Consider the following 20,918-nt stretch of genomic DNA (forward strand, 5'->3'; position numbering starts at 1 on the left):
GGGAGAACGTGACCGAGCACCTCGAGTTCGCCGACGGCGACGTCATCGACGGAGTCCACTACCACCGCCACGACGTCGTCATCGTCGGAGCCGGGGGCGCTGGCATGCGTGCGGCCATCGAGGCCGCTCCGCGCGCCAACACCGCCGTCATCACGAAGCTCTACCCAACCCGCTCCCACACGGGTGCGGCCCAAGGCGGCATGGCGGCGGCGCTTGCCAACGTCGAAGAGGACTCGTGGGAGTGGCACACCTTCGACACCGTCAAGGGCGGCGACTACCTCGTCGACCAGGACGCGGCCGAGATCCTCGCGAAGGAGGCGATCGACGCCGTCCTCGACCTCGAGAACATGGGGCTGCCCTTCAACCGCACCCCTGAGGGCCGCATCGACCAGCGCCGCTTCGGCGGCCACACGCGCGACCACGGCAAGGCGCCGGTCCGTCGCGCCTGTTACGCGGCCGACCGCACGGGTCACATGATCCTGCAGACGCTGTTCCAGAACTGCGTCAAGCTCGGGGTCAACTTCTTCAACGAGTACTACGCGCTCGACATCGTGATGACCGAGGTCGACGGGGTCGAGCAGCCCTCCGCGGTCGTGGCCTACGAGTTGGCGACCGGCGAGCTGCACGTCTTCCAGGCGAAGTCGATCGTCTTCGCAACGGGCGGCTTCGGCAAGATCTACAAGACCACCTCGAACGCGCACACCCTCACCGGCGACGGCGTGGGCATCATCTGGCGCAAGCGCCTCCCGCTCGAGGACATGGAGTTCTTCCAGTTCCACCCGACCGGCCTGGCTGGCCTCGGGATCCTCCTCACGGAAGGCGCCCGCGGCGAAGGCGCGATCCTGCGGAACGCATCCGGCGAACGCTTCATGGAGCGCTACGCACCCACCATCAAGGACCTCGCGCCGCGCGACATCGTCTCGCGCTGCATGGTGCAGGAGGTGGCGGAGGGCCGCGGCGCCGGCCCCCACAAGGACTACGTGCTGCTGGACTGCACCCACCTCGGTGCCGAGGTGCTCGAGACGAAGCTCCCCGACATCACGGAGTTCGCGCGCACCTACCTCGGCGTCGATCCCGTGCACGAGCCGGTGCCGGTGATGCCGACCGCGCACTACGCGATGGGCGGGATCCCCACGAACGTGAAGGCCGAGGTCCTGCGCGACAACGACACCGTCGTGCCCGGTCTCTATGCCGCGGGCGAGTGCGCGTGCGTCTCGGTGCACGGGTCGAACCGTCTCGGCACGAACTCGCTCCTCGACATCAACGTGTTCGGCAAGCGCGCCGGCACCAACGCCGTCGACTACGCGGCGACCGTCGACTTCACTCCTCTCCCCCTCGACCCCGCCCAGGGCGTCCGCGAGATGGTCGAGAGCCTCCGCGGCTCCGCCGGCACCGAGCGGATCGCGGCCCTTCGCAAGGAGCTTCAGGAGGAGATGGACCGCAACGCGCAGGTCTTCCGCACGGACGAGTCGCTCGAGAAGGTCACCGAGACCATCCACACTCTGCGGCAGCGGTACCAGAACGTCTCGATCCAGGACAAGGGCCACCGGTTCAACACCGACCTGCTCGAGGCGATCGAGCTCGGGTTCCTGCTCGACCTCGCCGAGGTCGTCGTCTACTCGGCGAAGAACCGCCAGGAGAGCCGCGGCGGTCACATGCGCGACGACTACCCCAAGCGCGACGACGAGAAGTACATGAAGCACACCATGGCCTACCTCACCGGCGACCCGCATTCCGCCGATGCATCCGACCACATCACGCTCGACTGGAAGCCGGTCGTGGTGACCAACTACCAGCCGATGGAGAGGAAGTACTGATGGCCGCCGTCCTCGAGGCTGTCGACAACGCACCCGCGGATGGGGCCGCCGCGCCCGTCCAGGCGTTCACGGTGACGCTCATCGTCCGTCGGTTCGACCCCGAGAAGGACTCCGAGCCGTACTGGCAGGACTTCGACGTCGAGCTCTTCGCGACCGACCGCGTGCTCGATGCGCTGCACAAGATCAAGTGGGAGCAGGACGGCTCGCTCACCTTCCGACGCTCGTGCGCCCACGGCATCTGCGGATCCGATGCGATGCGCATCAACGGCCGCAACCGGCTCGCGTGCAAGACCCTCATCAAGGACCTCGACATCACGAAGCCGATCTACGTCGAGGCGATCAAGGGCCTTCCGCTCGAGAAGGACCTCATCGTCGACATGGAGCCGTTCTTCGCCTCTTACCGCGAGATCCAGCCGTTCCTCGTCGCGAGCGGCAAGCCCGAGAAGGAGCGCATCCAGTCGGTCGCCCAGCGGGAGCGCTTCGACGACACCACGAAGTGCATCCTGTGCGCGGCGTGCACGTCGAGCTGCCCCGTGTTCTGGACCGACGGCCAGTACTTCGGGCCCGCTGCCATCGTCAACGCACACCGCTTCATCTTCGACTCGCGCGACGAGGCCGCGAAGGTCCGGCTCGACATCCTCAACGACAAGGAGGGCGTGTGGCGGTGCCGCACGACCTTCAACTGCACCGAGGCGTGCCCCCGCGGAATCGAGGTGACCAAGGCCATCGCCGAGGTCAAGCAGGCGGTTCTCCGCGGCAAGCCCGACGTCCCGAAGAAGTAGTGTCAAGCCTCTCGCGCATTCGCCTCGTGCGGATAGCGTGGAGAGCATGACGTCGTCGGCCACCACGGATACCGAGGACGAGTCCGACGACAAGCCGGGGCTCGTCGATCGCGTCAAGGCGATCATCGCCTGGGTCATCCAGTGGAAGCCCGTGCGGGTGTTCACGACCTACGGGCAGCAGCGTGGCCCGCTGCTCGCCGCCGGCCTATCGAACCAGGCGATCTTCGCCGTCTTCGCGGCGATCTGGGTGGCGTTCTCGGTGTTCGGAATCGTCGTGGCGGGCCGGCCGGCGCTCCAGGATGCCATCCTCGGGATCATCGCGGATGCCGTCCCCGGCCTCATCGACACGGGCGAGGGCGGCGCTATCGACCCGGCACTGCTCATCGACACGAGCGTGCTGACCTGGACCGGAGCCGTGGCACTCGTCGGTCTCTTCTTCACCGCCCTCGGCTGGTTGGCATCCGCTCGCGACGCGGTACGGGAGTTGGGCGAGCTCCCGGCGCCCCGCATGAATCCGGTGCTCTTGAAGCTCAAGGACCTCGGTCTCGCGATCGGATTCGGTGCCCTGCTGCTCCTCTCGGCCGCCCTGAACGTGCTCTCGTCGCAGGCGCTCGACGGCGTCCTGGGGTGGTTCGGCATCCAGGAGAGCGTGTGGTCGAGCGTCTCGACCCGGGCGCTGTCGATCGTGCTGATGTTCGCGCTCGACACCGTCGTGCTCGGCGCGCTGTACCGGGTGCTCGCGGGAGTCAAGATTCCGATGCGCTACCTCGCGCAGGGAGCCCTGATCGGGGCGTTCGGTCTCGCCGTCCTCAAGTTCCTCGGCAACTCGCTGCTGGGCGGCGCCACGTCCAACCCGCTGCTGGCATCCTTCGCGGTGATCATCGGCCTCCTCATCTGGTTCACGCTCGTGTGCCAGGTGATCCTCATCGCCGCGTGCTGGATCTTTGTCTCGATGCGGGATGCGGGGGTGCCGCTCGACGCGCAGCTGGCGGCTGAACGCCGCGAAGCCGAGGAGGAGCGGCGCAAGGAGATCCGCGAAGAGGTGCGGGCCGAGCTCGAGGCGGAGCGCCCCCGCGGCCTTCTCGGCCGGATCTTCGGGCGTCGGAGGCGCTGACTACACTTTCGAAGGTGCCTCGCCCCGTACGCATCGCCTCCGTCAACGTCAACGGCGTCCGTGCCGCTTTCCGCAAGGGGATGGGCGAGTGGCTCGCGCCCCGCGGCATCGACATCCTCGCTCTGCAGGAGGTCCGGGCGGAGACCGACGACCTCGTCGCGCTGCTCGGGGATGAGTGGGACGTCCTGCACGACGCGGCCACCGCGAAGGGGCGCGCAGGCGTGGCGATCGCCAGCCGGCGCAAGGCCGAGATCCACCGCGTGACCTTCGGACCGGACGACTTCGACTCCGCCGGCCGCTGGCTCGAAGCCGACTACGACATCGACGGCACCATCGTGACCGTCGTCTCGTGCTACGTGAACTCGGGCGAGGCCGACACCCCCAAGCAAGTGGAGAAGTACCGCTTCCTCGACGCCATGGCCGAACGCCTGCCGAAGCTCGCGGAGCACAATCCGCTCGCGCTCGTCGTGGGCGACCTCAACGTCGGGCATCGAACGCTCGACATCAAGAACTGGAAGGGCAACGTGAAGCGGGCGGGCTTCCTCCCCGAGGAACGCGCGTACTTCGACCGCTTCCTGGGCGCCGAAGGCGAGGAAGGCTACAACGCGGGTGCCGGGTTGGGGTGGGTCGACGTCGGTCGGCGCTCCGCCGGTGAGGTGCCGGGCCCGTACACGTGGTGGTCGCAGCGTGGCAAGGCGTTCGACACCGACACGGGCTGGCGCATCGACTACCACCTCGCCACGGCACCGCTCGCCGAGAAGGCGGTGTCGTACACGGTGGATCGCGCGGACGCCTACGACGCGCGATGGTCGGACCACGCTCCCGTCGTCGTCGACTACCAGCTCTGACCGCGCGCGAAGTTGGATAGCCTGCCACGCAGGCGTATCCCCGCACACCAAGCCCGCATCACGAAAGCACCTACATGACCAAGCCCCGCCTGTTCTCCGGCATGCAGCCCTCCGCCGACTCGCTCCACGCGGGCAACTACATCGGGGCGCTCCTGCAGTGGAAGCAGCTGCAGACCGACTACGACGCAGTGTTCTGCGTCGTCGACCTGCACGCGATCACCGTGCCCCAGGATCCGGCGACCCTTCGCGAGAAGACCCGGCGGACCGCCGCGCAGTACATCGCAGCAGGCATCGACCCCTCGGCGTCGACGCTCTACGTGCAGTCGCAGGTTCCCGCGCACGCCCAACTGGCGTGGGTGCTGAACACCATCACCGGGTTCGGCGAGGCGAGCCGCATGACGCAGTTCAAAGACAAGGCGGCGAAGCAGGGCACGGACGCGGCATCCGTGGGCCTCTTCACCTATCCGATCCTGCAGGCAGCCGACGTGCTGCTCTTCGACGCCGAGATCGTGCCGGTCGGCGAGGACCAGCGTCAGCACATCGAGCTCACACGCGACCTCGCGCAACGGTTCAACACCCGATTCGGCGACACCTTCGTGGTGCCCGAGGTGTCGATCCTCAAGGAGACCGCGAAGATCTACGACCTGCAGAACCCCACCGGCAAGATGTCGAAGTCTGGTGAGTCGGAGAACGGCATCCTGTGGCTGCTCGACGAGCCGAAGCGACTCGTGAAGAAGATCAAGTCGGCGGTCACCGACAACGACGGCTCGGTGCACTACGACCCTGAGGCGAAGCCGGGGGTGTCGAACCTGCTGACGCTGCTGTCGGTGCTCGGGGGCACGTCGATCGAGTCGCTCGAGCACGAGTTCGCGGGGCGCGGCTACGGCGACCTGAAGGGCGCGGTGGCGGATGCGGTGGTTGCCGAGTTCGAGCCGGTGCGGGCGCGGGCGCTCGAGTTGCTCGCCGACCCTGCGGAGCTCGACCGCGTCCTGACCGGGAACGCGGAGCGCGCCGACGCGATCGCCGAGTCCACGCTTGCGCGCGTGTACGAGCGGGTCGGCTTCCTGCCACGACGCTGATGGAGCCGGTCGTCATCCGCACCGAACGTCTCGTGCTGACGATGCCGACGCTCGCCGATGCGGAGAGCTCGACCCGCCTCCTGCAGGAACCTGTGATGGGGACGATGCTCGCGACGTTGCCGTGGCCGTACACCTTGGCGGACGCGCAGACGTATCTGGGCGAGGTGGCGCCTGCCGGCTGGGAGTCGGGTGAAGGGTTGTCCTGGGCGATCCGGGAGCGCGACGACGGCCCGCAACTCGGCAACATCGCCTGGCGGCCGAGCCGCGGAGATGTCGGCTTCTGGATGGGTGCGCCCTCCCGGGGCCGCGGCTACATGAGCGAGGCGTTGCGCGCGGTCGTGAGCTGGGTGTTCACCACCTCTCCTGAGGTCGATCGGATCGGTTGGGAGGCGGTGGCAGGCAACGTCGCCTCCGCGCGAGTGGCTCGGGCCGCCGGCTTCCGCTACACCGGAGTCCGACCGGTGGAGGTCGAGTTCCGCGACGGCACCCGCCCGATGGGATGGCACGGGGTCCGGCTGCGAGCCGACGACGGATCGCCGCATCCGGGGTGGCCGCTGTGAGCGGAGTGCGTGTGGTGCTCTTCGACCTCGATGACACCCTGTTCGCCCACCGCGAGTCGGTGGAGGCCGGCATCCATGCGCACCGGGCGGCGCTCGGCGGCGAGCTCGCTCGGGGTGAGCGGGCGGCGGAGTTCGCGCGGTGGAACGCCCTCGAGGAGGAGCACTACCACCGCTATCTCGCGGGCGAGGTGGACTTCGTGGAGCAGCGACGTGCGCGTGCCCGAGGCTTCGTGGCGCCGTACGGCATCGAGCTCGACGACCACGCGGCAGAGGCGTGGTTCGAGAGCTACCTCGCGCAGTACCGGCGCACGTGGGCGCTGCATGACGATGTCGCACCGTGTCTGACCGCCCTCGCGCCGCGACGCTTCGGGATCATCACGAACGGTGAGCTGGGCTTTCAATCCGCGAAGATCCGAGGCACAGGGCTCGACGCGCTCATTCCGCTCGGCGATGTGATCGCGAGCGGCGAGGTCGGGGTGGCGAAGCCCGATCGGCGGATCTTCGAACTCGCCGCCGCGCACTTCGGGGGGCAGCCCTCGGAGGCCTGCTACGTCGGCGACCGGCTGCACACGGATGCGACCGGCGCGGCCCGGGCCGGTCTCACGGGGATATGGATCGACCGTCTCGGCCAGGCGTCCTCGGCGGAGCTCGAGGAGGCAGCCGCCGAGGGCGTCTCGGTCATCCGCTCCCTCGGCTCGCTCCCCGCGCTCCTCTCCTGACCCAGGGCGCCCCCTCCCCTACACCCTCCCCCAATCCGCCGAGATGTCCTTTTTGGCACATCTCGGGGTGCGAGATGTGCCAAAAAGGACATCTCGCGGGATGGGGCGGGAATAGCGGGCCGAGGTTCGCGTTGTAGCATCTGAACGAAGCACGTGCTCCGGGGGCGGTGAAAATCCGCACCGGCGGTGATAGTCCGCGAACTCCGTCTCCTTCGAGGCGGAGCCGATCCGGTGGAATTCCGGAACCGACGGTGATAGTCCGGATGGAAGGAAGCACGCGTCAGCGGGAGCTTGGCTCTCCGCTGGCGAGCGCACTACCCAGCGCCCCCGGAACCAAGATCCGGAGGACGCGATGGACGACACGGTGGCCTACGAGGCCCCCATGCGGCGCGCCCTCGAGTTGGCTGCGCGCGGTCCCGTCACGGGCGGGAACCCGCAGGTCGGGTGCGTGCTCGTCGATGCAACGGGTGCGATCGTCGCCGAAGGGTGGCACCGCGGAGCGGGCACCCCGCATGCGGAGGTCGACGCGCTCTCGAAGGTCTCCGACGCGCGTGGTCTGACGGCCGTCGTCACACTCGAGCCGTGCAATCACACGGGGCGAACCGGTCCATGCAGTGAGGCCCTGATTGCGGCGGGCGTGACGCGCGTCGTGTACGCGGCGACGGACCCCGGACATGCGTCTGGTGGAGGCGCCGCGCGTCTGCGAGACGCCGGTGTCGACGTGATCGCTGGGGTCCTGGCGGCCGAGGTGAGCGCGTTCCTGCACATCTGGCTGACCGCTGTCGGGCGTCATCGGCCGTGGGTGACCGTGAAGTGGGCGTCGACCCTGGACGGGCGCGCCGCGGCAGACGACGGCACGAGTCAGTGGATCACCGGGACTGCCGCGCGCCAGCGGGTGCACGAGCAGCGGGCGGCATCCGACGCGATCCTGGTCGGCACGGGCACGGTGCTCGCCGATGACCCATCGCTCACTGCGCGCGGGGATGGCGGCGAGCTGCTCCCGCACCAGCCGCTGCCCGTGGTCGTCGGCGAGACGGCGGTGCCGGCGACGGCCGCGCTGCATCGGCATCCGGCGGGGCTTCTCGAGACCGGTACGCGCGACATCGCCGCGGTGTTGACGGCGCTCGACGCCCGCGGCATCCGGCGGGTGTACGTCGAGGGCGGGCCGACGCTGGCCTCCGCCGTGATCGCCTCCGGGCTCGCGGATGAATTCGCCGTGTATCTCGCGCCCGCGCTGCTGGGAGGCACGCGGCTCGCGGTCGGCGACCTCGGCATCACGACCATCGCCGAGGCGCGACGCCTCGCGATCACGAGCATCGAGCAGCTCGGCGAAGATCTGCTCGTCATGGCACGTCCCACACACCATGCCCCGGAAGGGAGCTGACATGTTCACAGGAATCATCGAAGAACTCGGTGAGGTGCTCGCGATCGAGCGCACGGAGGGCGCCGCGCGGCTGACCGTGCGCGCGCCGATCGCCGTCTCGGATGCGACGCACGGCGCGTCGATCTCCGTTTCGGGTGTGTGCCTGACGGTGGTGGATCAGGGCGCCGACTGGTTCACCGCGGATGTGATGGCCGAGTCGCTCGCAGTCACGACCCTCGGAGAGCGGCGCATCGGGGATCAGGTGGATATCGAGCGCGCGGCGGCCCTCGGGGATCGGCTCGGGGGGCACATCGTCCAAGGGCATGTGGATGGCACTGCGGAGCTTCTCTCCGTGGAGGAGGGCAGCGCGTGGCGCGTGCTGCGCTTCGCACTGCACCCTGAACTCGCTCCGCTCGTGGCGCGCAAGGGATCAATCGCCCTCGACGGCACGTCGCTCACGGTGAGCGCGGTGTCGGATGCCGTAGAGGCCGGGCAGTGGTTCGAGGTGTCGCTCATTCCCGAGACGCTCACGGCGACGACGCTCGGCGCGCTCGTGCCCGGGGATCGGGTGAACGTCGAGACCGACATACTCGCCCGCCACGCGGAACGGCTTCTCGCCTTCCGTGAGGGGTCGCAAAGTGCGCAAGACACGCCGGGTTCGCAGCAGTTTGCGACCCCTCAGAAGGAAGGGGCGACACGATGAGCCTCGCCGACATCCCCACAGCCCTGCACGCCCTGCGCGCCGGACGACCCGTGATCGTCGCCGACGACGAGGGCCGCGAGAACGAGGGCGACGTCATCCTCGCCGCAGAGACCGCGAGTCAGGAGTGGATCGCCTGGGCGGTCCGGAACTCGTCCGGCTTCATCTGCGCCCCGATGACGAACGAGATCGCCGACCGTCTCGACCTCCCGCCGATGGTCAGCGACAACCAGGACCCGCGCGGAACCGCCTACACGGTGTCCGTCGACGCCGCCGACCGGTACTCCACCGGCATCTCAGCATCCGATCGCGCCCACACCCTTCGCGTACTCGCCGACCCTTCGTCGACGCCCGCGAGCCTGCACCGGCCGGGCCACGTCCTGCCCCTTCGCGCCGTGGAGGGCGGAGTGCGCGAGCGCGACGGCCATACCGAGGCCGCCGTCGATCTCATGAAGCTCGCGGGGCTCACGCCGGTCGCCGCGATCGCGGAGATCGTCGACGAGGACGGCGAGATGATGCGCTTGCCGAACCTCATCCGCCTCGGCGAGCGCGAGAACGTGCCGGTCATCACGATCGAGGGGCTCATCCGCTTCATGGAGGAGCGCCGCTGCGAGGCGGACCCCACCGCGCAGATCGAGATCCCCGAGTTCCAGCGGGTGAGCTTCGAGGTCGAGACGAACGTACCCACCACGCATGGACCGTTCCGTGTGCGGGCCTACCGCGACCGTTCGACGGGAGCCGATCATGTCGCATGGATCGCGGGCGAGCCGCGCGACGGCGCACTCGTCCGGGTTCACTCGGAGTGCCTCACCGGGGAAGCATTCGGCTCGTTGAAGTGCGAGTGCGGACCGCAGCTCGACGCGGCGCTTGACCGCATCCAGGATGAAGGCGGCGTGGTCGTATACCTGCGCGGGCATGAAGGCCGCGGGATCGGACTCATCAACAAGCTGCGGGCCTACCGGCTGCAGGAAGAGGGTTTCGACACCCTCGATGCGAACCTCGCGCTCGGTCTGCCCGCGGATGCCCGCGACTATGGAGCCGCGGTCGCCATCCTCAAGGATCTCGGCCTCGACACCGTGCGCCTGCTCAGCAACAATCCGGAGAAGGCGCGTCAGCTCGAGGAGCGAGGGGTCTCGGTGGAGACCCTCGAGCCGCTCGTCGTCGGCGTCCGGCGCGAGAACGAGGGCTACCTCGACGCGAAGCGCGACCGCATGGGGCACGCGCTGCCCGACCACGAGGCGCTCGTGCAGCGCCTCACTGCAAGTGCAACAACTGGAGGAGACGAATGAGCGGCGACGGCCGACCGGAGCTGGACACCGATGGGGCGGGGCTGCGGATCGCCGTGGTCGCCGGGACCTGGCATGAGGAGATCACCGAGGGTCTGATCGCCGGCGCGCTGCGCGTGCTCGCGGCGGCCGGGGCGACGGTCGAGGTGGTGCGGGTGCCGGGGAGCTTCGAGCTGCCCGTGGTGGCGAAGGCTGTGCTCGAGGCGGGTGCCGATGGCGTTGTTGCGCTGGGTGTGATCATCCGCGGAGGCACGCCGCACTTCGACTTCGTCGCGAACGCCGCGACGGATGGCCTGACGCGGGTCGCGCTCGACACCGGGAAGCCCGTGGGCTTCGGGGTGCTCACGCTCGACGACGTGCACCAGGGGCTCGATCGCGCGGGTCTCCCGGGGTCGAAGGAGGACAAGGGCGCCGAGGCGGCGGAGGCCGTACTGGCGACCGCCCGGATCCTGGCCCGAGTCCGCTCGTAATCCGTCGCGCTAGACATGTCTACGCCGCCCTGGACACCCGCGCGGCGGTGTCTTCGTGTCCGGAGACATGTCTATGCCGGGTCAACCACGGTTGACGGAGCGTCGGGCGTCAATTAGGGTTGACGACGTGGATGACGGAGCCCTGCGAACGCTCGCCGGCGACGCCGGATCGCCCGATCCCCTCGTCGCGTTGCGCGCCGTCGCCCAGATGCGCCGCGAGCTCGATCGCCACGAAGCGACCGTCGTCCGCCGTGCCCGCAACGCGAACGCCTCCTGGCAGCTCATCGCGCTGTGCCTGGGCGTCACCAAGCAGGCCGTCCACAAGAAGTACGGGCGCGCCTGACGCCCCCACCCCTGAGGAACACCACACATGACGAGCACTGACGCGCCCGCGCGCCGCAATCCCTTCCGCCGCGCTTCCGACACGGGCCCCCGCGCGTCGTTCCGAGAGCTGCTCCCCTACCTCACCGAGCATCGCGGACTCCTCGCCTTGGCGATCGCGCTCAGCCTCGTGAGCGCCGCGCTCTCCCTCGCGCAACCGGCGCTCGTCAGCCAGGTGATCGGCATCGTCGAGGCGGGCGATCCGCTCGGGTCGCTCGCGTGGCTACTCGTCGCGCTCGTCATCGGCAACGGCATCGTCACGGCGGTTCAGCACTACCTGCTCCAGCGCGCCGGCACGAGCGTCGTCTACTCGTCGCGGCGCGCGCTCATCCGTCGCATGCTGCGCCTCCCCATCCGCGAGTTCGACATGCGCCGCACGGGGGACCTCGTGTCGCGCGTCGGCTCCGACACGACGCTGCTCTACGCGGTGCTCACGCAAGGACTCGTCGACGCGCTCGGAGGAGCCGTCGTCTTCATCGGAGCGATCATCGGCATGGCCATCATCGACCCGATCCTGCTCGGCACCACCGTGCTCGTGATCGCCGTCGCGATCGGCGTGGTCACGGGACTCTCCGGTCGCATCCGCGTCGCGAGCCGCGAGCAGCAGGAGAAGGTCGGCGATGTCGCGGCCGGCGTGCAGCGGGCGATCGCCGCGATCCGCACGGTGCGTGCGGCGAACGCCACGGATCGCGAGTCGGAGGCCATCGAACGCGAGGCCAAGGCCGCGTGGGGGGCCGGCATCCGCGTCGCGAAGGTGTCCGCGCTCGTCGTGCCGGTCGCATCCATCGCGATGAACGTCTCGTTCCTCGTCGTGCTGGGGCTCGGCGGATACCGCGTCGCGTCCGGGGCGATCACGATCGCGAGCCTCGTCGCGTTCATCCTCTTCCTCTTCCTGATGATCATGCCGCTCGGGCAGGCGTTCGGTGCGGTCACCTCGGTGAACCAGGCGCTCGGCGCGCTCGGACGCATTCAGGAGATCATGCGGATCCCGTCGGAAGACGAGCACGACGCCGACATCGAGTCGGCACCGTCGGTCGAGACGGACGACGCCATCCGCTTCGAGGACGTGCGGTTCTCGTACCCCGAGGCGGCGCACAAGTCCGAGAGCGAGAAGGTCGTCGCCTCGGAGCTCGGCGAGGAGGCGGTGGCGCCCGCCGATCGCGAGGTGCTGCACGGGGTGTCGTTCGGGGTGCCGCGGGGATCGCGTGTTGCGCTCGTCGGCCCGTCGGGCGCGGGCAAGTCGACGATCCTGGCGCTCATCGAACGGTTCTACGACGCGACCGCGGGCGTCGTGCGAGTCGACGGTGCCGATGTGCGCTCCCTCGGCCGGGAGGAACTGCGCGGCCGGATCGGGTATGTCGAGCAGGACGCGCCCGTCCTCGCGGGCAGCATCCGCGACAACCTCACGCTCGGACGCCCCGACGCGACGGATGCCGAGTGCATCGCGGTGCTCCGGGCGGTGAATCTCGGGGAGGTGCTGGAGCGGAATCCTGCGGGGCTCGATTCCGCGGTCGGCGAGGACGGCGTGATGCTCTCCGGTGGTGAGCGGCAGCGGCTCGCGATCGCGCGTGCGCTCCTGGCGGCCCCGCCGATCCTGCTGCTCGACGAGGCGACCGCGTCGCTCGACGGGGTCAACGAGCAGCTGCTGCGGGAGGCGATCGACGCGGTGGCGGAGCATCGCACGCTGCTCGTGATCGCACACCGCCTGTCGACGGTGGTCGACTCCGACGCGATCGTGGTGCTCGACCACGGCCGAGTCGCCGGCGTCGGCACGCACTCCGAGCTCGTGGCATCCACGCCGCTCTACCGCGACCTCGCGAAGCACCAACTGCTTGTCTAGCTCGCGCTAGACATGTCTCGCGCGCGCCGGACACCGCCGCGCGGGTGTCTCTCACGTCATAGACATGTCTATGGCCGAGAGAGAGATAGCGATTAGAGGGGGGTCAGGGTGTACTTGGTGTCCAGGTACTCGTGGATGCCCTCCAGACCGCCCTCGCGACCGAGGCCCGACTGCTTGACGCCGCCGAATGGGGCGGCCGCGTTCGAGACGACGCCGACGTTGAGGCCCATCATCCCGGTCTCGAGCTGGTCGATCATCCGCTGTCCGCGCGCCAGATCGCGCGTGAACACATACGAGACGAGCCCGTACTCCGTGTCGTTCGCGCGCCGCACCGCATCCGCCTCATCGGTGAACGTCGCGATCGCGAGCACCGGACCGAAGATCTCCTCGCGCAGGATGTCGGATCCCGCCGCGACATCCGCGAGCACAGTCGGCGCGTAGAAGGTGCCCGCCCGCTCGACGGGCGCACCACCCGTGGTCACCCGAGCCCCGCGCGCGACCGCGTCGGAGACGAGCGCATCCGCCTTGCCGACGGCCTTCCCGTCGATGAGCGGCCCGATCGCCACGCCATCCTCGGTGCCACGACCCACCCGCATCGCAGCGACCCGCTCGGTGATCCGGCGCGTGAACTCCTCGGCGACATCGGCGTGCACGAGGAAGCGGTTGGCCGCCGTACATGCCTCGCCGATGTTGCGGAACTTCGCCAGCATCGCCGCATCCACCGCCGCATCGAGGTCGGCATCCTCGAAGACGATGAACGGCGCGTTGCCGCCGAGCTCCATCGACGTCCGGAGCACGCCCTGCGCCGCCTGCTCGAGCAGTCGCCGCCCCACCGGGGTCGATCCGGTGAACGACAGCTTCCGCAGCCGCGGGTCGCGGATGATGGGCTCGGACACCTCACCCGACGTCGAGGTGGTGATCACGTTCACGACACCCGCGGGAACCCCGACCTCTTCCAGAAGCTTCACAAAGTACAGCGTGGTGAGAGGGGTGAGCTCCGCGGGCTTGATCACGACGGTGCATCCGGCAGCGAGCGCCGGGGCGATCTTGCGGGTCGCCATCGCGAGCGGGAAGTTCCACGGGGTGATGAAGAAGCAGGGGCCCACAGGACGCTGGGTCACGATCATCCGGCCGGTGCCCTCCGGGTTCGGGCCGTAGCGGCCCGCGATCCGCGGGGCCTCCTCGCCGAACCAGCGCAGGAACTCTCCGCCGTACGTCACCTCGCCACGCGCCTCGGCCAGCGGCTTGCCCATCTCGAGGGTCATCAGCAGCGCGAACTCGTCCGCCCGCTCCATGAGCAGCTCCCACGCCTTCCGCAGCAGCTCGCCCCGAACGCGCGAGGGGGTCGCCGCCCACGACGCGGATGCGGCCACGGCGGCGTCGAGCGCGGCCGTGCCGTCCGCGGGCGAGGCGTCCGCGATCGTGGTCAGCACCTCTCCCGTGGCCGGATCGTGCACCTCGATCGACCGGCCCGACGTGCCGTCGACCCACTCGCCGCCGATGTACAGCTTCGCCGGCACCTTCGCCAGCAGTTCGGCCTCCGAGATCATGCGCTCCTCATCTCTTTTGCGGCAGTGCCGCGCTCATCAGATCGTGACAGTCGGGACGGCCACCAGATCCGGCGGCCGATGTCGTAGGCGACAGCCGGCACGAGCAGCGAGCGCACGAGCAGGGTGTCGAGAAGCACGCCGAACGCCACGATGAAGGCGATCTGCGCGAGGAACAGAATGGGGATCACTCCGAGCGCCGCAAACGTGGCGGCGAGCACCACACCTGCACTCGTGATCACGGACCCCGTCACCACGAGGCCGCGAAGAATCCCCTCGCGGGTGCCGAGCCGCGCACTCTCTTCGCGGACACGCGTCATCAGGAAGATGTTGTAGTCGACCCCCAGCGCCACGAGGAAGACGAACGCATAGAGCGGCACAGCGGGGTCGGCGCCCGGGAAACCGAACAGGTGGTCGAAGACGAGCGCCGAGACCCCGAGCGCTGCCGCGAACGACACGATGACACTGCCGATCAGCAGCAGCGGCGCGATGACCGCACGGAGCAGCAGCATGAGGATCAGGAGGATGACGCCCAGAACGATCGGGATGATGATGCTGCGATCGTGGATCGACGTGCGGTCGGTGTCGATCGCCGTGGCCGTGACGCCGCCGACGATCGCGTCGGCGTCGACCTCGGCGACCGCCTCCCGCAGCGCGAGCACGGTGTCCTCCGCCTCCGTCGAGTCGGCAGCGTCCGCGAGTGTCGCCTGCAGCATCACTTGGCCGTCGATGACCGTGGGTTCGGCATCCGCGCCAGGGAACGCAGGCGCATCCACCCCGATCGGGATCGTGCCGGTCGGCGAGTCCTGAGCGACCGCGACCACCGAGTCGACCCCGTCGACCGCGAGCGCGGCATCCGCGAGCTCGTCGAGCGCGGATTCCGGCCCGACGATGACCGCCGGGCTGCCCGACCCGCCAGTGAAGTGCTCACCGAGCAGCTCCTGCCCGTCGCGCGCCTCCGAGGGGCCGAGGATCAGTTCCGACTGCGCGACGCCGTCGGCCTGCAGTTGGGTGAGCCCGAGGGCCGCCACCGCGAGCGCGAGCGTCGAGACGATCCACACCACGCGGGCACGGCGCCGGACGAGCCCGGCGACGCCCGCCCACAGACGAGGCTCACGCTCCACGTCGCCCGTCTTCGGGCGGAACGGCCAGAACGCCGCGCGACCGGTGGCGAGCAGCAGCGCGGGAAGCAGGGTGAGCGCCCCGAGAAGCGCGAAGACGATGCCGAGGGCGCCGACCGGCCCCAGCGCCTTGTTCGAGTTCAGGTCGCTGAAGAGCAGGCAGAGGAGCCCGACGATGACCGTTCCGCCGGACGCGAGAATCGGCTCCGCCGACCCGCGCAGCGCGTCCCAGGTCGCATCCCACCGACGGGTGTGTCGACGCAGCGCCTCGCGGTACCGGGCGACGTAGAGCAAGGAGTAGTCGGTCGCGGCGCCGATTACGAGGATGAACAGGATTCCCTGCACCTGCCCGTTGATCTGTACGACTCCCGCGTACGCCAGCCACCACACCGCGAGGATCGCCGCCGAGAGCGAGAACACCGCGGTGCCCAGGACGAGGATGGGCAGCAGTGGCGAGCGGTAGACCACGAGCAGGATCACGAACACCGCCGCGAGCGCGACGATCAGCAGCAGCCCGTCGATGCCGCTGAACGCGTCGACGAGGTCGGCGCTGAACCCGGCCGGTCCGGTGACGGCGGTCTGGAGGCCCGACGGCGCATCCCCGAGCAGCCCACGCATCGCGGTGACGACCTCGTCGAGCTCGGCGTCGGAGTCGACCGGGGCGAAGATCTGCACCGCAGCGCCGTCGTCGGACGGGATCGCGGGACTCGGATCGGTCACTCCGTCGAGCTCGGACAGCTCGGCCTGCAGCTCGTTCGCGTAGGCGAGGTCGTCGTCGGTCAGCCCACCGTCGCGCGCCAGGACGACGACCGCGGGCACCGCGTCGGCGCCGGCGAACTCGGGGATGAGCGCCGAGACCTTCGTGGCGTCCGCCGACGCCGGAAGGTAGCTCGCCTGGTCGTTCGAGGAGACCTCCCCGATCTTGCCGAAGTAGGGTCCGCCGACACCTCCCGCGGCCACCCAGATCAGGATGAGCGCGGCAGGCAGCAGAACGCGGAGCACACGGGCCGCGCCGCCTGGGCGCCGATCGGGCTCCACCTGGGCCGACCGCTCGGTCGCATTCATCGGGACGATCGGACGCGGCCGCCCGCGTCCTCGACTTCCACAAGCGCTGCGGCGCCGCTCACCGGGTTGACGGCAGCCACGAGGTCGTCGAGCACTGTCACCTCACGGCCCGCGCCGAGAGCGTCGAGCGCGGATGCGCGGACGCAGTAGTCGGTCGCGATGCCCACCACGTCGACCTCCGTCACCCCGAGCCTGTCGAGCGCCTCCGTGAAGGCGAGCCCGTCGTCGGTCGTGCCCTCGAAGATCGAGTAGGCGGGGACCCCCTGGCCCTTTCGCACGTGCATGTCGATGAGCGAGGTGTCGAGCGCCGGATGGTATTCGGCTCCGGGGGTGCCGCCGACGCAGTGCCGCGGCCAGGTGGTGACGTAGTCGGGATCCTCCCCGGTGGCGAAGTGCCCGCCGTTGTCGTCGTCGCCGTGATGCCAGTCGCGGGACGCCACCACGAGGTCGTAGCGACCGGGGTTCTCCTGCAGGAATCGGGTGATCCCCTCGGCGACGGCAGCTCCGCCGTCGACCCCGAGGGCGCCACCTTCGGTGAAGTCGTTCTGGACGTCGATCACGAGAAGCGCGCGAGCCATGGTTCCTCCGTCACGTGGTCACTTGTTCGACAGGTTGTCGCCGCATCGGTACACGGCGGTCGTGAGTGCGTCGAGTCCCTCCCGGGCACTGCTGTCGACTCCGTCGCGTGCCGCGTAGAAGGTGAAGACGAGGGTGGTGCCGTCGGCCGCATCGATGATCCCCGAGAGCGTGTACGAGCCCCGGATCATGCCCGACTTGGCGACCACGTGCCCGCGTGACGCCGCGTTGTCTCCCGTGAACCGTCCGGCGAGCGTGCCCGACTCCCCTGCCTTCGAGAGGCCGTCGCGCACCGCGGAGAGCCCGTCGGTGCCGTCGGCGATCGCGCGCATCAGCGTTGAGAACGACTTCGCGGGAACGGCGTTCTGGGGCGAGAGTCCGGAGCCGTCGACGATCGTGGTGTCCGCGAGCGGGACACCCCACTGCGAGAGCTGGCTGAGGACGGCCGTCTGCAGCGACGCGGCGCTTCCGCCCTGACCGGTCTTCACGGAGACGATCCGGGCGAGCATCTCGCCGAGCGCGTTATCACTCGGGATCAGCATCTGCCGCACGAGGGTGCTGACCGGCTGCGACTGCACCTCCGACAGCACGGTGCTGCCGACGGCCTTGCCGCGCGAGGTCGCGACAGCGGCGTCGACCACTCCGCCCGGATCAGCGGCGCGGAGCGCGTCGAGGAACTTCTGCCCGGCGCGCCCGATCGGATCCGTCGACCGGGGACTCACCGCCGCTCGGGGGTCGGCCCGGTCGCCGTCGACCTGCAGCGCGGTCGCGGCCGACTGATAGCCCTGCGTGCGCTGGTCCTCACGCCAGCTCGGCAGCCACGAGTCCGACTCGTCCCAATAGGTCGCGTCGAGAACCACTTGCGTGATCGGTACGCCCGGATACCTCGCCTGGTACGCCGCGACGGTCTCCTCGGCGAGCGTCTGCAGCTTCGGCGCGCCCGCGTAGACGCTCTCGCTTCCCTCGGGCAGCTGCGAGAGCGTGGCGTCGCCGCGCCCGACGAGCACGATGGTGCCGGGAGCGGATCCCTCGTAGACGCTCGTGGTGATGCGGTAGTCGCCGCCGAGCGCGGCGATCGCCGCCGACGCGGTGAAGAGCTTGAGCACCGATGCCGGGGGCGCGGGGTCGGCCGCGTGGCGCGCGAACAGGGCCTTGCCCGTGTCCTGGCGAATCACCGATCCGTAGAGCGTGGCGATGCTGCTGGCGCTGGCGACGCTCGCGACAGAGCAAGTACGAACCCGCGCCGGGTCGGCGACCGAGTCGGCGACCGGCCGCGGCGCCTCCTCGGTGGGAGTGTCGCTCGGGGTGGGCGTGGCCGCCGTGGCGGGACGCGACGCCCACGCGACGCCGGCGAAAACCGATCCGGTTCCGAGCAGCACGAACACGACAGCGCCGGCCGACACAATCCAGGCGAGCGGGTGACGTCGCACCATCGCGAGGAACCCGCCCGAACCGCCGGGCTCCGCGGGGGCCGCCGCCGCTCCGGCCCGCTCGCGGGCAGCGCGACGCGATGTCGGTTGCTCGTCGCTCATCGGATCATGATATCGGCGCACCCCGGAACGAGGACGCCGCTCAGCCGCGCTCGGAGGGGTACACGAGGCCGATCTGCCGACGGATCTCGTCGAGCGTCGCCATGATCGCGACGGTCTCCTCAGGGGGCAGGATCTCGCCCCCGGAGGCACCGGCGGCGACGAGGCGCTCCAGCTCGTCCGCCTGGAACTGCATACCGCGCCCCTCGACCGACGACTCGTAGCGTTCGAGCACCGTGCCGTCGGATGAGACGAGCGAGAACGAAGTGGGGGCGTACCAGACCTCGTCGATCTCGATCCGCGCCTCGGTGCCCACGATCACCGCTGTGGACGGTCCTCGCGCATCGAGCTGGGTGTGGATGACCGCCTGCTCACCTCCGGGGTACCCGAAGAGGATCGCGGTCTGACGGTCAACCCCAGTGGGCGTCGAGGACGCGATTGCGTGCACGACCGCGGGCGCGCCGAAGACGTCCCACGCGAAGGAGACGGGGTAGATCCCGAGGTCGAGAAGCGCTCCCCCACCGAGTGCCGGGTTCTGGAGCCGGCCCTCGGGATCGGTCGAGATCTTCTGGTCGTGGTCGGCGATGAGCGCCCGCACCTCGCCGAGCGCACCGCTCGCGAGGATCTCGCGCACGCGGAGCATGTGCGGCAGCCACCTGGTCCACATCGCCTCGAGCACCACGAGACCGGACGCCGCGGCGAGCTCGACGACCGAGCGCGCCTCGGCCTCGTTGATCGTGAAGGGCTTCTCGACGAGGACGTGCTTCCCGTGCTGCAGCGCGAGCGTCGCATTCGCCGCGTGATACGGATGCGGGGTCGCGACGTAGATCGCGTCGACCTCCGGATCGGCCACGAGCTCCTCATAGCTGCCGTGGGCACGGGCGATGCCGTGAGCCGCCGCGAACTCCTCGGCGGACTCGCGGGTGCGCGACCCCACGGCGACGACGTCGTGGCCGGTGAGGAGCAGGTCGGACGTGAACATGCGGGCGATCCCGCCGGTGCCGAGGATGCCCCAGCGCAGTCGTTCGGTCATCCCGACAGCGTAGCGAGAGCCGCCCCGCGGGAGGCCTCGGATGCGCTCAGCAGCCGCCCCATCGCGCCGCCGCGCGCGTGAAACTGTAGCCGTCGTTCGGCAGGCCCCCGTGGACCATGGCGAAGCAGATCACGACGCCCGAGGTGCTGCCGCTGTAGCTCGGGCGGTAGAGCGACTTCTGGTGCGCGGCCGAGTTCCACCACTTGGTCGCCACCGTCGATCCGGTGTTGCCGCTGCCACCCGCGAGGTTGCCGTCGCATCCGACCGCGGGGACGCCGTCCGAGCGCTTGGTGCCGTTGTGACCCCATGCTGAGGTCACGTCCGGGCTCGGGTCCTCCGCGATCCAGAACAGCCGGGCCTCGAGGCACGAGTCGTAGCGGATGTTGCGCAGCGGGATGGGGTCCAGGCAGTTGGCGACGCGGATGGCGTTGAAAGTCTTCGCGAACGCCGCGAGGTCGGCGGACGTCGTGCCACCGACGCCACCCGAGGAGGTCCGGCCGGGTGCACCGGCTGTGGAGCCCCCGACGTTCGCGGGGCACGAGGTCCCCGCCGCCGTGTGAGCTGCCTGCCGCGCCGAGGTCGACGAACTCGTCGACGTGCCGGGGACGCTCACCGACTTCGGCTGGGGCTTCGGAACGGGCTTCTGAGCCAGGTGCTCGACATCCTTCGCGGACGAACTCGAACTCGACGCCGGCACCGTCGACGCAGCGGAGGTCGTCGACGCTCCGATCGTCACGATCGCCGCCGCGGCAGACGTATCGCCGACCCTGCCGCTCGAGGCATACGTCGACGACGCCGCCACAGGCAAGGCATCCGTCCCCTGAGCGACCGCCGACTGCGCGAGCGAGGGGCCCGCACCGCCGACGAACGGCAAGGTGAGCGCCAGCACGGACCCGAAGACCGCGCCGACGGCGAGAGAACGCTTCAACACTCTTGAACCCCCCGATTCAAGATCAACACCGGAGACCCCCTGCGGCTCCGGGCGGCGCCTCCCCCCTACAGGCGACACCGTGTCGATAAGGCTACGCGTCAGGGCCGCACGGCTGAACCCCCCGCACAGGGGACACCCAGCTAGCGGGGTCAGGCCA

Annotated in this window: 19 protein-coding genes and 1 riboswitch; of the genes, 13 read left to right on the forward strand and 6 right to left on the reverse strand. The window is 69.7% G+C overall.

Going from position 1 to position 20,918, the window contains the following annotated elements:
• Positions 1–8: 8 nt before the first annotated feature.
• The 13 genes from sdhA to FVQ89_RS00180 all read left to right on the forward strand — a co-directional run bounded on the left by sdhA (position 9) and on the right by FVQ89_RS00180 (position 12,959).
• Positions 9–1,817 (forward strand): succinate dehydrogenase flavoprotein subunit, encoded by a 1,809-nt coding sequence (sdhA, locus tag FVQ89_RS00120; RefSeq protein WP_147899922.1) that lies wholly within the window; start codon positions 9–11, stop codon positions 1,815–1,817.
• Complete coding sequence (locus FVQ89_RS00125) at positions 1,817–2,599, forward strand: succinate dehydrogenase iron-sulfur subunit (RefSeq protein WP_147899923.1); 783 nt, start codon at positions 1,817–1,819, stop codon at positions 2,597–2,599. The genes sdhA and FVQ89_RS00125 overlap by 1 nt, the downstream gene beginning before the upstream one ends.
• Before the next feature lie 46 nt (positions 2,600–2,645).
• The gene (locus FVQ89_RS00130; protein WP_147899924.1) at positions 2,646–3,713 is read left to right on the forward strand and encodes a YihY/virulence factor BrkB family protein; all 1,068 of its coding nucleotides are present in this window, start codon (positions 2,646–2,648) and stop codon (positions 3,711–3,713) included.
• A 14-nt stretch (positions 3,714–3,727) separates the two neighbouring features.
• Complete coding sequence (locus FVQ89_RS00135; RefSeq protein WP_147899925.1) at positions 3,728–4,561, forward strand: exodeoxyribonuclease III; 834 nt, start codon at positions 3,728–3,730, stop codon at positions 4,559–4,561.
• A 74-nt stretch (positions 4,562–4,635) separates the two neighbouring features.
• On the forward strand, positions 4,636–5,640 hold the full coding sequence (trpS, locus tag FVQ89_RS00140; protein WP_147899926.1) for a tryptophan--tRNA ligase: 1,005 nt from the start codon (positions 4,636–4,638) through the stop codon (positions 5,638–5,640).
• Complete coding sequence (locus tag FVQ89_RS00145) at positions 5,640–6,200, forward strand: GNAT family N-acetyltransferase (RefSeq protein ID WP_147899927.1); 561 nt, start codon at positions 5,640–5,642, stop codon at positions 6,198–6,200. Before trpS ends, FVQ89_RS00145 begins: the two co-directional genes overlap by 1 nt.
• The gene (locus FVQ89_RS00150) at positions 6,197–6,919 is read left to right on the forward strand and encodes an HAD family hydrolase (protein ID WP_147899928.1); all 723 of its coding nucleotides are present in this window, start codon (positions 6,197–6,199) and stop codon (positions 6,917–6,919) included. The genes FVQ89_RS00145 and FVQ89_RS00150 overlap by 4 nt, the downstream gene beginning before the upstream one ends.
• A 151-nt stretch (positions 6,920–7,070) precedes the next feature.
• A riboswitch (FMN riboswitch) is annotated at positions 7,071–7,198 on the forward strand.
• Between the two features lie 73 nt (positions 7,199–7,271).
• A complete protein-coding gene (gene ribD, locus FVQ89_RS00155) occupies positions 7,272–8,303 on the forward strand; it encodes a bifunctional diaminohydroxyphosphoribosylaminopyrimidine deaminase/5-amino-6-(5-phosphoribosylamino)uracil reductase RibD (RefSeq protein WP_255513311.1) in 1,032 nt (343 codons plus the stop codon).
• 1 nt (position 8,304) lies between these two features.
• Positions 8,305–8,985: a riboflavin synthase gene (locus tag FVQ89_RS00160; RefSeq protein WP_147899929.1), complete on the forward strand. Its 681-nt coding sequence runs from the start codon at positions 8,305–8,307 to the stop codon at positions 8,983–8,985.
• Positions 8,982–10,271 carry a 3,4-dihydroxy-2-butanone-4-phosphate synthase gene (gene ribB / locus FVQ89_RS00165; protein WP_147899930.1) on the forward strand — a complete coding sequence of 430 codons (1,290 nt, stop codon included), beginning with the start codon at positions 8,982–8,984 and terminating at the stop codon, positions 10,269–10,271. Before FVQ89_RS00160 ends, ribB begins: the two co-directional genes overlap by 4 nt.
• Entirely contained in the window at positions 10,268–10,738 is a 471-nt protein-coding gene (gene ribH, locus FVQ89_RS00170; protein ID WP_147899931.1) for a 6,7-dimethyl-8-ribityllumazine synthase, read from the forward strand. Before ribB ends, ribH begins: the two co-directional genes overlap by 4 nt.
• 127 nt (positions 10,739–10,865) lie before the next feature.
• Positions 10,866–11,081 (forward strand): hypothetical protein, encoded by a 216-nt coding sequence (locus FVQ89_RS00175; protein WP_147899932.1) that lies wholly within the window; start codon positions 10,866–10,868, stop codon positions 11,079–11,081.
• 27 nt (positions 11,082–11,108) lie between these two features.
• A complete protein-coding gene (locus FVQ89_RS00180) occupies positions 11,109–12,959 on the forward strand; it encodes an ABC transporter ATP-binding protein (protein WP_147899933.1) in 1,851 nt (616 codons plus the stop codon).
• A 92-nt stretch (positions 12,960–13,051) separates the two neighbouring features.
• On the opposite strand, the gene FVQ89_RS00185 is transcribed toward FVQ89_RS00180, so the two are convergent.
• The 6 genes from FVQ89_RS00185 to FVQ89_RS00210 are packed head-to-tail and all read right to left on the reverse strand — an operon-like array spanning position 13,052 to position 20,761.
• Positions 13,052–14,509, reverse strand: coding sequence for an NAD-dependent succinate-semialdehyde dehydrogenase (locus FVQ89_RS00185; RefSeq protein ID WP_147899934.1), 1,458 nt, complete (start codon positions 14,507–14,509; stop codon positions 13,052–13,054).
• A complete protein-coding gene (locus FVQ89_RS00190; RefSeq protein ID WP_147899935.1) occupies positions 14,506–16,692 on the reverse strand; it encodes an efflux RND transporter permease subunit in 2,187 nt (728 codons plus the stop codon). The genes FVQ89_RS00185 and FVQ89_RS00190 overlap by 4 nt, the downstream gene beginning before the upstream one ends.
• Positions 16,689–17,270 carry an isochorismatase family protein gene (locus FVQ89_RS00195; RefSeq protein ID WP_147899936.1) on the reverse strand — a complete coding sequence of 194 codons (582 nt, stop codon included), beginning with the start codon at positions 17,268–17,270 and terminating at the stop codon, positions 16,689–16,691. The genes FVQ89_RS00190 and FVQ89_RS00195 overlap by 4 nt, the downstream gene beginning before the upstream one ends.
• An 18-nt stretch (positions 17,271–17,288) precedes the next feature.
• Positions 17,289–18,800 carry a D-alanyl-D-alanine carboxypeptidase/D-alanyl-D-alanine-endopeptidase gene (locus FVQ89_RS00200; RefSeq protein WP_147899937.1) on the reverse strand — a complete coding sequence of 504 codons (1,512 nt, stop codon included), beginning with the start codon at positions 18,798–18,800 and terminating at the stop codon, positions 17,289–17,291.
• A 40-nt stretch (positions 18,801–18,840) separates the two neighbouring features.
• Positions 18,841–19,830 carry a Gfo/Idh/MocA family protein gene (locus FVQ89_RS00205; RefSeq protein ID WP_147899938.1) on the reverse strand — a complete coding sequence of 330 codons (990 nt, stop codon included), beginning with the start codon at positions 19,828–19,830 and terminating at the stop codon, positions 18,841–18,843.
• Between the two features lie 46 nt (positions 19,831–19,876).
• Complete coding sequence (locus FVQ89_RS00210; protein WP_147899939.1) at positions 19,877–20,761, reverse strand: hypothetical protein; 885 nt, start codon at positions 20,759–20,761, stop codon at positions 19,877–19,879.
• Positions 20,762–20,918 lie beyond the last annotated feature (157 nt).

It is taken from the genome of Homoserinibacter sp. GY 40078, assembly GCF_008017545.1.
In the GTDB taxonomy this organism is placed as follows: domain Bacteria; phylum Actinomycetota; class Actinomycetes; order Actinomycetales; family Microbacteriaceae; genus Homoserinibacter.

Coding starts and splice junctions, on each gene's coding strand:
- FVQ89_RS00125 (WP_147899923.1), top strand. CDS start 1,817: ATGGCCGCCGTCCTCGAGGCTGTCGACAACGCACCCGCGGATGGGGCC.
- FVQ89_RS00130 (WP_147899924.1), top strand. CDS start 2,646: ATGACGTCGTCGGCCACCACGGATACCGAGGACGAGTCCGACGACAAG.
- trpS (WP_147899926.1), top strand. CDS start 4,636: ATGACCAAGCCCCGCCTGTTCTCCGGCATGCAGCCCTCCGCCGACTCG.
- FVQ89_RS00145 (WP_147899927.1), top strand. CDS start 5,640: ATGGAGCCGGTCGTCATCCGCACCGAACGTCTCGTGCTGACGATGCCG.
- ribD (WP_255513311.1), top strand. CDS start 7,272: ATGGACGACACGGTGGCCTACGAGGCCCCCATGCGGCGCGCCCTCGAG.
- FVQ89_RS00160 (WP_147899929.1), top strand. CDS start 8,305: ATGTTCACAGGAATCATCGAAGAACTCGGTGAGGTGCTCGCGATCGAG.
- ribB (WP_147899930.1), top strand. CDS start 8,982: ATGAGCCTCGCCGACATCCCCACAGCCCTGCACGCCCTGCGCGCCGGA.
- ribH (WP_147899931.1), top strand. CDS start 10,268: ATGAGCGGCGACGGCCGACCGGAGCTGGACACCGATGGGGCGGGGCTG.
- FVQ89_RS00180 (WP_147899933.1), top strand. CDS start 11,109: ATGACGAGCACTGACGCGCCCGCGCGCCGCAATCCCTTCCGCCGCGCT.
- FVQ89_RS00185 (WP_147899934.1), bottom strand. CDS start 14,509: ATGATCTCGGAGGCCGAACTGCTGGCGAAGGTGCCGGCGAAGCTGTAC.
- FVQ89_RS00190 (WP_147899935.1), bottom strand. CDS start 16,692: ATGAATGCGACCGAGCGGTCGGCCCAGGTGGAGCCCGATCGGCGCCCA.
- FVQ89_RS00195 (WP_147899936.1), bottom strand. CDS start 17,270: ATGGCTCGCGCGCTTCTCGTGATCGACGTCCAGAACGACTTCACCGAA.
- FVQ89_RS00200 (WP_147899937.1), bottom strand. CDS start 18,800: ATGAGCGACGAGCAACCGACATCGCGTCGCGCTGCCCGCGAGCGGGCC.
- FVQ89_RS00205 (WP_147899938.1), bottom strand. CDS start 19,830: ATGACCGAACGACTGCGCTGGGGCATCCTCGGCACCGGCGGGATCGCC.